This window comes from Brevibacterium sp. (assembly GCF_031179145.1).
Lineage (GTDB): Bacteria > Actinomycetota > Actinomycetes > Actinomycetales > Brevibacteriaceae > Brevibacterium.
Genome location: NZ_JAPSIB010000011.1, coordinates 102,428 through 116,170, shown reverse-complemented (window position 1 = coordinate 116,170; position 13,743 = coordinate 102,428). Strand labels below are relative to the sequence as shown.

General features: G+C 68.0%; 12 protein-coding genes. 9 read left to right on the top strand and 3 right to left on the bottom strand.

What is annotated here, in order from left to right:
• Positions 1–1,655 (bottom strand): phosphoribosylamine--glycine ligase (gene purD, locus RIT73_RS10000; RefSeq protein WP_309131922.1); only part of this gene is annotated, 1,655 nt, incomplete at its 3' end.
• A gap of 33 nt (positions 1,656–1,688) precedes the next feature.
• Between purD and RIT73_RS09995 the strand changes: the two genes are divergently transcribed.
• The 3 genes from RIT73_RS09995 to RIT73_RS09985 are packed head-to-tail and all read left to right on the top strand — an operon-like array spanning position 1,689 to position 4,684.
• Positions 1,689–2,825 carry an asparaginase gene (locus RIT73_RS09995; RefSeq protein WP_309131921.1) on the top strand — a complete coding sequence of 379 codons (1,137 nt, stop codon included), beginning with the start codon at positions 1,689–1,691 and terminating at the stop codon, positions 2,823–2,825.
• Between the two features lie 18 nt (positions 2,826–2,843).
• On the top strand, positions 2,844–3,245 hold the full coding sequence (locus RIT73_RS09990; RefSeq protein WP_309131920.1) for a sterol carrier family protein: 402 nt from the start codon (positions 2,844–2,846) through the stop codon (positions 3,243–3,245).
• Positions 3,242–4,684: an aldehyde dehydrogenase family protein gene (locus RIT73_RS09985; protein WP_309131919.1), complete on the top strand. Its 1,443-nt coding sequence runs from the start codon at positions 3,242–3,244 to the stop codon at positions 4,682–4,684. Before RIT73_RS09990 ends, RIT73_RS09985 begins: the two co-directional genes overlap by 4 nt.
• A gap of 98 nt (positions 4,685–4,782) precedes the next feature.
• Here RIT73_RS09985 and RIT73_RS09980 read toward each other — a convergent pair whose 3' ends face one another.
• Positions 4,783–5,772 (bottom strand): universal stress protein, encoded by a 990-nt coding sequence (locus tag RIT73_RS09980; RefSeq protein WP_309131918.1) that lies wholly within the window; start codon positions 5,770–5,772, stop codon positions 4,783–4,785.
• A gap of 210 nt (positions 5,773–5,982) precedes the next feature.
• Here RIT73_RS09980 and RIT73_RS09975 point away from each other — a divergent pair, with 210 nt between their 5' ends.
• From RIT73_RS09975 to purM, 5 genes are all read left to right on the top strand, one after another.
• Positions 5,983–8,445, top strand: a complete 2,463-nt coding sequence (locus tag RIT73_RS09975; RefSeq protein WP_309131917.1) for a molybdopterin-dependent oxidoreductase — start codon at positions 5,983–5,985, stop codon at positions 8,443–8,445.
• Positions 8,442–8,963 carry a hypothetical protein gene (locus RIT73_RS09970; RefSeq protein WP_309131916.1) on the top strand — a complete coding sequence of 174 codons (522 nt, stop codon included), beginning with the start codon at positions 8,442–8,444 and terminating at the stop codon, positions 8,961–8,963. Before RIT73_RS09975 ends, RIT73_RS09970 begins: the two co-directional genes overlap by 4 nt.
• A gap of 147 nt (positions 8,964–9,110) precedes the next feature.
• A complete protein-coding gene (locus RIT73_RS09965) occupies positions 9,111–9,626 on the top strand; it encodes a hypothetical protein (RefSeq protein WP_309131915.1) in 516 nt (171 codons plus the stop codon).
• Between the two features lie 48 nt (positions 9,627–9,674).
• Entirely contained in the window at positions 9,675–11,156 is a 1,482-nt protein-coding gene (purF, locus tag RIT73_RS09960; RefSeq protein WP_309131914.1) for an amidophosphoribosyltransferase, read from the top strand.
• Position 11,157: 1 nt separating this feature from the next.
• Positions 11,158–12,303, top strand: a complete 1,146-nt coding sequence (gene purM / locus RIT73_RS09955; protein WP_309131913.1) for a phosphoribosylformylglycinamidine cyclo-ligase — start codon at positions 11,158–11,160, stop codon at positions 12,301–12,303.
• Between the two features lie 224 nt (positions 12,304–12,527).
• Here purM and RIT73_RS09950 read toward each other — a convergent pair whose 3' ends face one another.
• Complete coding sequence (locus RIT73_RS09950) at positions 12,528–12,743, bottom strand: DUF3073 domain-containing protein (RefSeq protein ID WP_309131931.1); 216 nt, start codon at positions 12,741–12,743, stop codon at positions 12,528–12,530.
• 128 nt (positions 12,744–12,871) lie between these two features.
• On the opposite strand from RIT73_RS09950, the gene RIT73_RS09945 reads away from it, so the two are divergent.
• A complete protein-coding gene (locus RIT73_RS09945) occupies positions 12,872–13,687 on the top strand; it encodes a hypothetical protein (RefSeq protein WP_309131912.1) in 816 nt (271 codons plus the stop codon).
• Positions 13,688–13,743 lie beyond the last annotated feature (56 nt).

The window sequence follows — 13,743 nt, the reverse complement described above, 5'->3', positions numbered from 1 at the left end:
CCCTTCACGACCTCGGGCACATCGGAGCTGATGACGTGGTTCCCGATCGTGTCGGCGAGCTGGTCGAACCACCACAGGCTCAGGCCGGTGAGCACCTTGCCCTTGTCCGGGATCTCGGAGTCGAGGATCCAGTCGTAGGCGGAGATCCGGTCGGAGGCGACCATCAGCAGCTCCGGCGCCGAGGCAGCGTCAACTGCGGACTCGGGGATGTAGAGGTCGCGGACCTTGCCCGAGTACACGTGCTTCCAGCCTGGAACCTCCGGCGCCGAGGTGGCAGTGCCAGTCCGAGGTGCGGCAGCCGCTGCTTCCGGGGCGGCGTAGATGTCGGGCAGGGTGATCTCACCGCGCGCGGCCGCCTCGGCGATGTCGGTGCGGTGCTGTTCACCGTCCCAGCGGATCTTCGCGGCGGCCGCATAGGCCTTCTCACGGGCTTCGTCGAGGTCGGCGCCGAGTGAGACGACCGAGAGCACTCGGCCTCCGGCGGTGACGACGTCACCCGCCTCGGCGATGTCGCCGGTGATGACGGCGTCCTCGGGTGCATGCCCGGCGCTCGGACCCTTGGCCCAGGCGGTTCCGGCGTGGAGGATGCTGATGTCCTCGGCCTCGTCGGCAGTGTCGAGACCATGGATGATGTCGCCGGTGCTCGGAGAGTCGGGGTAGTTCTCGGCGGCCAGGACCACGGTGACCGACGAGCGAGGGTCCCACTCGAGTTCGCCAACCTCGTCGAGACGGCCCTCGGCTGCTGCGAGCAGCGTCTGCCCCAGCGGGGAGCGCAGACGGGCGAGCACGGACTGGGTCTCCGGATCGCCGAACCGGACGTTGAACTCGACGACGCGCAGACCCTTCGACGTCAGGGCCAGTCCGCAGTAGAGGAGACCGACGAACGGGGTGCCGCGGCGGGTCATCTCGTCGACGACAGGTTGGGCGACGGTGTTGACGATGTCGTCGACGAGACCGGCGGGTGCCCATGGCAGTGGCGAGTAGGCGCCCATGCCGCCGGTGTTGGGTCCGGTGTCGCCGTTGCCGATGCGCTTGAAGTCCTGCGCCGGGGCCAGCGGAATCGTGCGCTGCCCGTCGCAGAGGACGAAGAGGGAGACCTCGGGGCCGTCGAGGTAGTCCTCGATGACGACCCGATCGGAGACCTCGAGGCAGGAGGTGGCGTGGGCCAGCGCCTCGTCGCGGTCGGAGGTGACGACGACGCCCTTGCCGGCGGCCAGACCATCGGCCTTGACGACGTACGGGGCACCGAACTCGGCCAGGGCGGCTTCCGCCTCGGCGGGGGTGTGGGCGACGACCGCCCGTGCCGTGGGCACGCCGGCGGCCTCCATCACCTCCTTCGCGAACGCCTTCGAACCCTCGAGGTGAGCGGCCTCGGAGCTGGGGCCGAAGACCGGGAACGAGGCTTCGCGCAGAGCGTCGGCGACACCGGCGACGAGCGGGGCCTCCGGTCCGATGACGACGAGGTCGACGTCGAGGACCTCCGCCAGGGCAGTGACCGCGGCCGGATCCGTCGCGTCCACAGCCTCCGTGTGGGCGATCTGCGCGATGCCCGGATTGCCGGGCGCGGCGATCACCGCATCGACCTGGGGGTCACGACTGAGAGCGAGGACGAGGGCGTGTTCGCGGGAGCCCGAACCGATGACAAGAACCTTCACACCACCAGCCTATAAGGTCGTAGGCTGGAGTGCGTGAGTCGATCCACTTTCACCCCCGCCGATGCGGCCGAGCTGGCAGTCGTCGTGCGCAGCGGTTTCGTCGAATCCCGTCACGTCGGCTCCGCCGTGGTCCTCGACCCTGCCGGATCACCGCTGATCAGCCTGGGTGCCCCCGCCGTCCCCGTGTTCACCCGCTCGAGCCTCAAGCCGCTTCAGGCGATCGCCGCGATGAGCCTGGGCGCCCGCGTCACAGGAGCCTCGGCGGCACTGGCCACTGCCTCCCATAAATGCGAAGGCCGCCACGCCGAGGTGGTCTCAGGGATGCTCGACTCCGCCGGGCTCTGCGTGAGCGACCTCCGCTGCCCGCCGGCGCACCCCGCAGACGGGGCGTTCCGCCGCCAGGTTCCGGACGAGAAGTCGCCCCTGTTCTTCAACTGCTCGGGCAAGCATTCCGCGTTCCTCATGGCCGCCGTCGCCCTGGGTGCCGACACCGCGAGCTACCTCGACCCCGAGCATCCCGTGCAGCGCCGCGTCGCCGAGGTGGTCGAATCCTTCGCGGGTGAGTCACCGGCAGCTGTCGGTGTCGACGGCTGCGGGGCGCCCGTGTTCGCGCTCAGTCTCGCCGGTCTCGCGCGGGCGGTGGGACGAGTCGTGCGCCTCGGCACGGATTGTCCGGGCGATGGCCGTGACAGCAGCGCTGTCGATCCTGTAGGTCCGCCGGCCGAGGCCAACCCTTCGGTTCCGGGTTCCGAGCGCGCCGTCGACTACACCGCCTACGCCGCCGAGGCGCGCACGCTCATCGACGGCGTCTTCACCCACCCGTGGGGCATCGAGGGCAAGGGCAGGCCGAACACGACGGTCATCGAGCGCCTCGGCGTCTTCGCCAAGGGCGGGGCCGAAGGGGTCATCGTCATGGCGACGAAGTCCGGGTACTCGGTGGCGGTCAAATGCCTCGACGGGTCCTCACGGGCGACCGGCCTCGTCGCGCTCACCCTGCTCGACCGTGCGGGAGCGTTCGACGACGTCACCGCGGCGAACGACCCCGTCGTCACCCCTGAACTCCTGGCCGACGTCATCTCCGCCATCACCGACCCCGTCACCGGAGGCACCGATTCCGAGGGGCGGACGGCGATTGTCGGAGAAGTCTCGCTGGGTGAGGATCTGAGCTGAGAATCGAGAGGATGTCAGATGGCGATTCGCCGCAGAATTGACCCGGCCGAGGGCCGCAGCGCCCTCGAGATGTGGGTGGCCCACACCGATGCGAACAGCGCCCCGGCCGACCGGTCGACGATCGCGACCGCGGTCCGCTTCACCCTGGAGGAGCTCGCCTCCCGGGCGGAGGGCAACAGCGTCGAAGTCCGCGTCCCGCCCTTCGGCGTCACCCAATGCATCCCCGGCCCCCGCCACACCCGGGGCACACCCCCGAACGTCGTCGAAACCTCGGCGGAGGTGTGGCTGAGCCTGGTCACCGGACGGACCGACTTCGCCTCAGCGCTCGCCGCCGGCACGATCGACGCCTCCGGCACCCGCGCCGACCTCAGTGACTACGTTCCCCTGTACACGACAGCCGAACTGGAAGGCAGGCGATGAGCGCTCAGATCACGCAGACCACGTCGTTCATCGGCGGGCGGCACGTGCCCTCGCTGACGACGTACGCCAACATCGACCCGGCCACCGGCGACCACCTCGGCGACGTCTCCCGCGGCGGCGCCGACGAGGTCGATCGCGCGGTCAGGGCCGCAGCGAAGGCACAGCGTGAGTGGAAGCGCTCGAGCCCGGAGCAGCGCTCGCGCCTCCTCGTCGCCACCGCTGAAGTGGTGCGCGAGCACCGCGACGAACTCGCCAGGCTCGAGTCCGAGGACACCGGCAAACCGCTGACGCAGGCCTACGCCGACGTCGACGTGTGCGCCCGCTACTTCGAGTTCTACGGCCACACCATCGAGTCCTACTACGGCCACACGATCCCGCTGACCGACGACATGCACGTCTACACCCGCCGCGAGCCGTACGGCGTGACCGGGCACATCGTGGCCTGGAACTATCCGCTCCAGCTCATCGGCCGCGCCGCCGCGACCTCGCTGGCCACCGGAAACTGCGCCGTCGCCAAACCCGCCGACGAGACCCCGCGTTCGACGGTTCGGCTCGCCGAGCTCATCCACTCCGTCGGCTTCCCCGCCGGCGCATTCAACGTCATCACCGGGCTCGGCGCCGAGGCGGGAGCCGCCCTGAGCGCCCACCCGGAGGTGGCGCATCTCGGCTTCGTCGGTTCGACGCAGATCGGTTCGGCGATCGCCCACGCCGCCGCGGACCGGGTGGTGCCCACCGTCCTCGAACTCGGCGGGAAGTCGGCGAACATCGTCTTCGCCGACGCGGACATCGACGCGGCGATCCCGTCCCTGCTCCGTTCGATCATCCAGAACGCCGGGCAGACCTGCTCGGCCGGTTCCCGGCTCATCGTCCACCAGAACGTCCACGCCGAGGTGATCGAGAAGCTCGCGGCGGCGATGGGTCAGGTGACGATCGGCCACGGCCTCGACGACCCGATGCTCGGCCCCCTCGTCTCCCGGAAGCAGCAGTCCCGGGTCGAGGGGTTCCTGTCCGACATCGGCGGCGCCGAGATCATCACCGGCGGCAGCCGTCCCGAAGGGCTGGCCGCGGACCTGGCGGGTGGTGCGTTCATCGCCCCGACCCTGGTCGACAACGTCTCGCCCGGCTCCATGATCGCGCAGGAGGAGGTGTTCGGCCCTGTCGTCGCCGCGATGCGCTTCGACGACGACGCCGAGGCGATCGCCCTGGCCAACGGCACCGAGTACGGACTTGTCTCCGCTCTGTGGACGCAGAACCTGTCCCGCGCACACCGGATCGCCGCCGAGGTGGACGCCGGGCAGATCTTCGTCAACACCTATGGCGCCGGTGGGGGAGTGGAGCTGCCGTTCGGCGGGTTCAAGAAGTCCGGGTACGGTCGGGAGAAGTCGATCGAAGCCCTTGACGAGTACACGCAGACGAAGACCGTCGTCATCCGGCTGTAGGTGACTCCCATCGTCCGCCCGGTCTCACTTCGAGGCGCGGACTCACTCCGAGGTGCGGACTCACTCCGTCCGCCGGGACTCCCATCATCCGCCCGGTCTCACTCCGAGGTGCGGTGGTGGGCGTTCTTCCGGCGCGGGACCTTGACGACCCGGACGGGGCACACTGCGTGGGCCATCACCGCCTGTGACGTCGACCCGAGGAGGGTCGCGACGAATCCGCCCCGGCCGCGCGAGCCGATGATCAGGAGATCGGCGGTGTAGCTGGCGTTGACGAGCACCTCGGCGGCGGGAGCGTCGAAGATCGACCACCGGATCTCCACCTCGGGGAACTCGTCGGCCAGGGTCGCGACCTCCATCTCCCGGCGGGCGGCCGCCTCGTCGTACATCTTCTGCAGGTGGGTCTCGCTCGGCATCCACTCCGGGGACAGGATGTGGGTCGACGTGATCCCGACAAGATGGAGCGGCCGGCCGTAGAGCCGCGCCTGGATCGCGGCTTCGCGCAGAACCGGGGATCCTGCCTCGAACGGGTCGGCGCCGGCGACGATCTCGCCGGAGAAATCGGGCCGTGAGCGCCGATCATCATCGGTGAACTGCCGGGCTCCGCTCGAGCGCACGGGCAGATCGATCGGGGCGGTGTGCTCCAATTCGGGGCGCTCGGGCCAGGTGCAGGGGATGATGACCGTCGGACACTGAGCGTGGGCGGGCATGGCCAGCGCCACCGAACCGAGCAGACGCCCGTGGAAGCCTCCCCGGCCGCGGGCACCGATGACGGCGAGATCGGCGGACTTGGAGTGCTCGACCATGACCCCCGAGGCGTCACCCGGGGTGACCACCGTCGTCACGTGGACCCCGGCATCACGGACGACCTGGGCGGTCGCCTCGGCGAGCTGCTTGGTGGAGTCCTTGACCGCGGAGTCGAAGTCGATCGGATAGACGATGTCGGATTTCGACATGGCGACCCCGGGAATCGTGTACGCGGCGATGAGGCGGATCTCGGCGGAACTCATCTGCGCATGCTTCACCGCCCACTGGACCGCGCCGTTGCTGTTGGAGGAGCCATCGATTCCGACGATTATCGTGTGAGACATGTTCCACCCTCTGTCAGATGAACTACCGGCCACGCTGCTGATCTCCAGCTTAAGTGACTTCACCGCCGCTGATAACACCATTGCATCGCGATTTCTTCGGGTGCAGGATGGAGGGCAGGCAGGAGAGAAGAGATCACTTCGCTTCCGCGGTGCGGTGCAACCCGACGTGACATGCCGATCATCGCGGCGGCCGAGGGAGGGTGTTGGCAGATGGCACGGGTGGATCGCATTGCAGAGCCGTGGGGCACTCGCACTCCGTACGGTCCCGGCGAGTCGTGGCCGGTGCGAGTGGATACGCACCTGGCGCCCGGCCTGGACGAGTCCGACGTCGACGAGTGGGTGCAGTCGGCGTCGATCCTCCATTCCAACGGTGACGCGATGGACATCGCCGTCAAGGACGGGCGCATCGTCGGTGTCCGCGGGCGCGGCGAGGACCGCGTCAACCACGGACGCCTCGGACCCAAGGACCTCTACGGGTGGCAGGCCAATTCCTCACCGGACCGGTTGACGAAGCCGCTGATCCGCCGCGACGGCAAGCTCGTCGAAACCGACTGGGACACCGCGATGGACGCCGTCGCCGGCCGGACGAAGGAGCTGCTGGCCGAACGCGGTGCCTCCGCCGTCGGCTTCTACACCTCCGGTCAGCTGTTCCTCGAGGAGTACTACACGCTCGGGCTCATCGCCCACGGCGGCATCGGCACCAACCACGTCGACGGCAACACCCGGCTGTGCACCGCGACCGCGGCCGCCGCGCTCAAACAGTCATTCGCCTCCGACGGGCAGCCCGGCTCCTACACGGACATCGACCACGCCGACGTCATCTGCCTCTACGGCCACAACATGGCCGAGACCCAGACCGTGCTGTGGACGCGCATCCTCGATCGCCTCGCCGGACCCAACCCGCCCGCCATCGTCGCGGTCGACCCACGCCAGACCCCCGTCGCCGACCACTCCACCGTCCATCTGGCACCGCTGCCGGGCACGAACGTGATGCTGATGAACGCACTCCTCAAGGAGATCCTCGACCACGACTGGGTCGACCACGACTACGTCAACGCCCACGCCGTCGGATTCGCCGAGCTGGAGAAGATGCTCGCCGACGTCAGCGTCGACCGCGCCGCCGAGGTCTGTGACGTCCCCGCCGGCGACCTGCGGGAGGCCGCCCGACTGATCGGAACCTCGCAGCGGCTGCTGTCGACGGTCCTCCAGGGCTTCTACCAATCGCATCAGGCGACCTCGGCGGCGGTCCAGGTCAACAACATCCACATCCTGCGCGGCATGCTCGGGCGCCCTGGCTGCGGGGTCCTGCAGATGAACGGTCAGCCGACCGCGCAGAACACCCGCGAAGCCGGCGCCGACGGTGACCTCCCGGCCTTCCGGAACTGGGCCAATGACGCCCACATCGAGGACCTGGCGAAGGTGTGGAACATCGACCCGATGGAGATCCCGCACTACACGGCGCCGACGCATGCGATGCAGATGATGCGCTACATCGAGGACGGCTCCCTGCGGTTCCTCTACGTCACCGCCACCAACCCGGCCGTGTCGATGCCCGAGCTCGCCCGGATGCGCAGCATCCTGTCCCAAGACCGGCTGTTCCTCGTCGTCCAGGACATCTTCCTGTCCGAGACCGCGCAGCTGGCCAACGTCGTCCTGCCGGCCGCGACCTGGGGCGAGAAGACCGGCACCTTCACCAACGTCGACCGCACCGTCCACCTCTCGGAGAAGGCCGTCGACCCTCCCGGCGGTGCCAGGCCGGACCTCGACATCCTCATCGACTACGCCCACCGGCTCGACCTGCGCGACAAGGACGGGCAGCCGCTGGTCAAGTGGAGCACCCCGGAGGAGGCGTTCGAGGGCTGGAAGGAATGCACCCGCGGCAGGCCCTGCGACTACACGGGAATCACCTACGGCAAGCTGCGCGGCGGCAGCGGCATCCAATGGCCCTGCAACGAGGACAACCCCGACGGCAGCGAGCACATCTACGTCGACGGCACGTTCTGGTCCGCACCCGACTACTGCGAGAACTACGGCAAGGACATGGTCACCGGCGCCCCGCTCGAACCCACCGAGTACAGGGCGCTCAACCCGGACGCGAAGGCGATCATCAAGGCCGGAGAGTACCTGCCGCCCCACGAGACGACCTCCGAGGAGTTCCCCTTCCACCTCATCACCGGTCGGACCCTCTACCACTTCCACACCCGGACCAAGACGGCTCGCGCGCCACAGCTGCAGGACGCCGCCCCCGAGGTGTGGGTCGAGGCCTCGGCGGGCGACGCAGCCAGGCACGGGTGGAGCGAAGGCGACCTGCTCCGCATCACCACCCCGCGCGGTGAGGTCAGGGCACGGTTGCGGGTGGCCGGCATCCGCGACGGTGTCCTGTTCCTGCCCTTCCACTACGGGTACTGGGACACCCCCGGCGGGGACGAACCAGCAGAGCACGGCAGAGCCGCGAACGAGCTCACCCTCACCGACTGGGACCCGGTGTCCAAGCAGCCGATCTTCAAGACCGCTGCGGCCGCCGCCACGCGGGTGGCATCGTCGCAGGGGCAGGCGGCGCCTGCGCCGACGACGACCGCGTCCCGACCGGTGGGAACTTCGGTCCCGCCCACCCACGGGGACGACACCGCTGTAACCGATGAGAACCTGCGAGACCCGGAAGGTGCACGATGACGGTCATCCAGACCCTGCGCAGTCTGCACGGCAACAAGGTGGGGACGGCGATCGAAGAGCTCCATCGGATCGAGAACGATCTCGCCGCGGCGCTGCTGCACCTCTCGGACAGACACAAAGCCGACCATGAGATCCACCACGTCGCTCGCGACATCGCCGGCTGGTCCCAGGAGCACGTGCGCCGCCTCGCCGAGGTGGGGGCCGACTACGACCTCACGCTCGACCCCGAACCCGAGGACGAGTCGAAGCTGCTGGCACGGCTGACCCAGAAGGGCGCCGAGCTGGTCGGGCGCTTCCACGAACCGGCACTGCTCCTCCTCGGCGATCTCAGGCATCTCCATCGGATGGCGGCAGGGGCCTCGCTCGACTGGGAGGTCCTCGCGCAGACCGCACAGGCCATGAAGGACCGCGAACTGCTGGGCGTCGCGGAGGAATGTCACCCGCAGACGCTGCGGCAGCTGCGGTGGGCCAACGCGAAGGTCAAGGAGATCTCCGCCCAGGTCATGGTCACCGGGTGAGCGGGTTCCCCTGGGAACCGGGCCGGAGAGTCTCGACTAGACTGTCCGCGAACCGAAACGGCGGCCGCTTCCGCCCTCACGCTCAGCTCGACCCGCTCAGCTCGACCCGTACAGCCCGCCGCGGCGGGCGAAGGCACCAAGGAGATCATGAAGGACCAGATCGACGTCACCGTCCGTCGCAGCCCCAAGTATTCGGTGTTCATCGGCTTGGGCGCGATCCTGGGAATCCTGGTCGCCGGAATCCTCGCGCTGACGGTCGACCCGGCCGCGCTGCCCGACGGCTACACCCTCGGCAAAGGACTGGGCCTGCTACTGATGGTCCTCGCAATCATCGGTGCCTTCCTCGGCGGATTCGTCGCGCTCCTGCTCGACCGCGTCGGCAGGCGCAGAGAGCGCAACTACCGGGTGGGCGCCCAGATCGACATGGTCGACGACCCGAAGGAGATCGCGCGGCGCCGCCTCGCGCAGATGAGGGGCGAGACCCCCGCCGAGGCGGACGACAGTTCCGCACCCACCGACGCCAGGGCGGACGGTCAGGGGAACGGCCCTGGGGACAGCGCGCCGACGCCGGGAACCACCTCGGCGGACGGACAGGGGAACTTCGAAGGGACCAACGCACCGAACCCGGGCACCACCTCGGCGGACGAGGATCTGCGTTCCTGAGCCCGGCCTCCGGTGATCTCGGTCATGGGAATGTGAGATAATTATTCGGTGGCAAGACGAGACGGGCGACTGACCCACGAAATCGACCCCCAGGACCGATCACCTCAGGATGCATGCGGAGTGTTCGGAGTCTGGGCGCCGGGCGAGGAAACCGCCAAACTCACCTACTTCGGGCTCTACGCCCTCCAGCACCGCGGGCAGGAATCAGCGGGAATCGCGGCCAGCAACGGCAAGCAGATCCTCGTCTACCGCGACCTGGGCCTCGTGTCCCAGGTGTTCCACGAACGCGACCTCGAGATGCTCCAGGGGCACATCGCGGTCGGGCACACCCGCTACTCGACGACAGGATCGCCGTCGTTCGAGAACGCGCAGCCGACTCTCGGCCCGACTCCCTTCGGCACCGTCGCGCTCGCCCACAACGGGAACCTGACGAACTTCGACGAGCTCGAGGAGATGGCCGACCAGCGTCGCGCCGATGCGCACAAGGTCGTCGAGGCGGCGACCCAGAAGTCGATGCGCACCCGCCCCTTCCGCGACTCCTCCAACGACACCTCCCTGATCACCGAGCTGCTGGCCAGCGAAGAGGGTGAGAACCTCGCCGACGCAGCGCTCCGGCTCCTGCCCAAGGTGCAGGGCGCCTTCTCGCTCGTGTTCATGGACGAGCACACCCTCTACGCCGCCCGCGACCCGCACGGGGTGCGCCCCCTGTCGCTGGGTCGGCTGGAGAGCGGCTGGGTCGTCGCCTCCGAGACCGCGGCCCTCGACATCGTCGGCGCCTCCCACGTCCGGGAGGTCGAGCCCGGTGAGATCATCGCCATCGACGAGGACGGGCTGCGCTCCTACAAGTTCGCCGAGCCCACCGACGCCCGCTGCGTCTTCGAATACGTCTACCTGGCCCGCCCCGACAGTGTGCTCAACGGCAAAACCGTCCACGCGGCGCGGACCGAAATGGGCCGGCAGCTGGCCCGGGAGTTCGCCGTCGACGCGGACCTCGTCATCGCCACACCCGAATCGGGAACTCCGGCCGCCGTCGGCTACGCCGAGGAATCCGGCATCCCCTTCGGTCAGGGACTGATGAAGAACGCCTACGTCGGCCGCACCTTCATCCAGCCCTCGCAGACACTGCGCCAGCTGGGCATCAGGCTCAAGCTCAACCCGCTGCGGGAGAACATCGCCGGCAAGCGCCTCGTCGTCGTCGACGACTCGATCGTGCGCGGCAACACCCAGCGGGCGCTGGTGCGGATGCTGCGCGAGGCCGGCGCCAAGGAGATCCATATCCGGATCTCGTCTCCACCGGTCAAGTGGCCCTGCTTCTACGGGATCGACTTCGCGACCCGGGCCGAGCTCATCGCCAACGGCCTGACCACCGACGAGATCTGCAAGTCACTGGGCGCCGATTCGCTCGGCTACATCTCCCTCGACGGCATGATCGAGGCGACCGAGCAGCAGCGCAGCAAACTGTGCACCGCCTGCTTCTCGGGTGAGTACCCGATCCCCGTCAACAACACTTCTCCCGACAAAGGATGCTGAGTTGAGTTCCGAATCGACCCCCGACCGGGGTGCTTCCGACGCTGCGCCACACTCGACCGACGCTGCGCCACGATCGACGACCTACGCCTCCGCAGGGGTCGACGTCGAAGCCGGTGACCGGGCGGTCGAACTGATGAAGTCCGCCGTCGCCGCCACCCACAACGCCAATGTCATCGGCGGAGTCGGCGGGTTCGCGGGTCTCTTCGACGTCAGCGTGCTCAAGGACTTCCGTCGGCCCCTGCTGGCCAGCTCCACCGACGGGGTCGGAACGAAAGTGGCGATCGCCCAAGCCCTCGACAAGCACGACACCATCGGATACGACCTGGTCGGGATGGTCGTCGACGACATCATCGTGTGCGGGGCGAAGCCGCTGTTCATGACCGACTACATCGCGTGCGGCAAGGTCGTGGCCGAACGCATCGCCGACATCGTCCGCGGCATCGCCGAGGCGTGCGCGAGTGCCGATGTCGCCCTCGTCGGCGGGGAGACCGCCGAGCATCCGGGCCTGCTCGGCGCTGACGAATACGATGTCGCTGGTGCCGCCACCGGCGTCGTCGACGCCGATGACCTTCTCGGGCCCGAGAAGGTCCGTGCCAGCGATGTGCTCATCGCGTTGCCCTCTTCGGGCATCCATTCGAACGGATACTCACTGGTCAGGCACATCATCGCCGAGGCGGGATGGAGTCTGGACCGGAACGTGGACGAGTTCGGGCGGACCTTGGGCGAGGAGCTCCTCGTCCCCACGCATGTCTACACTGCCGAGCTCAACGCCCTGTTCGCCGAGCTGCCGGGAGCCGTGCACTCGGTCTCCCACGTCACCGGTGGGGGACTGTCGGCCAACGTCGCCCGGGTGCTCCCGACAGGTCTGATCGCGCGAATGTCGCGCTCGAGCTGGGAGATCCCGCCGGTGTTCACCGTCCTCGGCGACCTGGGGGGAGTCCCGCAGGCCGACCGTGAGCGCACGTGGAACCTCGGCGTGGGGATGGTTCTCGTCACTGCCGCCGAGGCTGCTGACAGCGTGCTGGCCGCCTGTCCCGGGTCCTGGGTGCTCGGAGAGGTCAGTGCCGATGACGGGTCCCTGGCAGGCAGCCCCGACTATGTGCAGGGTGCCAAGGGCGTCGACGGCGGCGCCGCGATCCTCCGCTGAGCAGTGTGTCCCCGACAAGTTGTGCGGACTTTGCCTCGAATTCTTCGCTCAGATCGAGGCAAAGTGCACACAAGTTGCCGCCGACCGAGCGAAAGTGCACACAGTTTGTCACGGAGCACGCAGAAGGCGGAGACCGAAGTCTCCGCCTTCTGGATTTCGTTCAGTTCCCGGTCGGGATGATCGACGTGAGGGGCGAGTCGTGGTGACCGGCCGGTCAGGGGCGATCAGTCGCGCTGCGAGAAATCGTCATCGTCGTCCACGTTGTACTTCTCGGCATACTCCGAGTAATCGGGTTCGTCGTCATATGGATCCGACGATCCGGACTTCTGGGAATCGGCGCCCAATTCCTTCTGGAGTCGACTCAGGTCGGTCTCCGGGCTGTAGTACTTCAGCTTCCGAGCTACCTTGATCTGCTTTGCCTTTGCGCGGCCGCGACCCACTGGCGTGACCCCCTCCGTCGTCATGTGGGGCACGATGCCCCGGACTAGATCTCTGCTATGCGCTTAAATCCTACCCGTTCACTGGGGGAAGTTCCATTTTGCCGTCTCACCTTGGATAGGCTGTGCTCATGTCCTACAGTCGCGAGTATCTTGTCTCTCTGCGGATCTTCGAACCCACAGTCGTCCATTCCGAACTGCAAGACAGGGATGTCGAGGACAACCGGCCGCGGATCGAGGAGCAGGTTGCGAGTGACGCCGACAAGCGCCTGATTTCCCTGCCTCCGAACCCTGTCGCTGAGTCCTTCCGGACAACCCCCCTTTTCCTCCCCGCGTCTCAGTCCCCGGACGGAGTCGACCGCTTCTGTCCCGTCCAGGAGGACGTGCGAAGCTGGGAGGCGCTCGACGCGTTGGCCGAGCACACCTCGAAGGCGACGCTGGACATCATCGTTCCCAAGTCGGCTCGACGCCGAGCCGCGAGCCGTCGCGCCGAATGGCTGCAGGAAGCAAAGGACACGCGTGTGTTCACCCGCGTCGCCGCCTGGGACGTGCCTCCGGCCTGGTGGCTGTTCTTCTCACTGAGCGAGGACCGCATCGTCACGGAGGAGAACGCCTCCGGTCTGCGAGTGATGATCCGCACGGACATCCTGGCCGCCTCGGCGCGGATGGAATGGGCGGCGGAGACGATCGCGGAGAAGTCGAAGGTCGTCGACATGGTCGAGCAGACGGCGACGCTGGCGCAGTGGGTCGACGGCTTCGACATGAATTCGGTGCTCGAGCTCGACCTGGGCGGCATGAGCGATGTCCTGTGGCCCAATGAGGCTCCCGAGCTCGTCGACTCCTGGGTGACGGCACTGAGCAACGACGACCCTGAGACCGCCGTGGCCTCATTCCAGAAGTATGCCGCGATGTGGGAGCAGCTCAACCTCTACGCCCGCAGTTCCTGAAGATGCCGCGCCGCAAATGCGGGCGCAGTTCCTGAAAAGGTCGGTCCGGTGGGAGC

What these genes read in the sequence shown, in the direction of transcription:
- RIT73_RS09965 (WP_309131915.1), top strand. Translation starts at nt 9,111, where the DNA reads ATGAAGGACCAGATCGACGTCACCGTCCGTCGCAGCCCCAAGTATTCG.
- RIT73_RS09980 (WP_309131918.1), bottom strand. Translation starts at nt 5,772, where the DNA reads ATGTCTCACACGATAATCGTCGGAATCGATGGCTCCTCCAACAGCAAC.
- RIT73_RS09985 (WP_309131919.1), top strand. Translation starts at nt 3,242, where the DNA reads ATGAGCGCTCAGATCACGCAGACCACGTCGTTCATCGGCGGGCGGCAC.
- RIT73_RS09990 (WP_309131920.1), top strand. Translation starts at nt 2,844, where the DNA reads ATGGCGATTCGCCGCAGAATTGACCCGGCCGAGGGCCGCAGCGCCCTC.
- RIT73_RS09945 (WP_309131912.1), top strand. Translation starts at nt 12,872, where the DNA reads ATGTCCTACAGTCGCGAGTATCTTGTCTCTCTGCGGATCTTCGAACCC.
- RIT73_RS09975 (WP_309131917.1), top strand. Translation starts at nt 5,983, where the DNA reads ATGGCACGGGTGGATCGCATTGCAGAGCCGTGGGGCACTCGCACTCCG.
- RIT73_RS09970 (WP_309131916.1), top strand. Translation starts at nt 8,442, where the DNA reads ATGACGGTCATCCAGACCCTGCGCAGTCTGCACGGCAACAAGGTGGGG.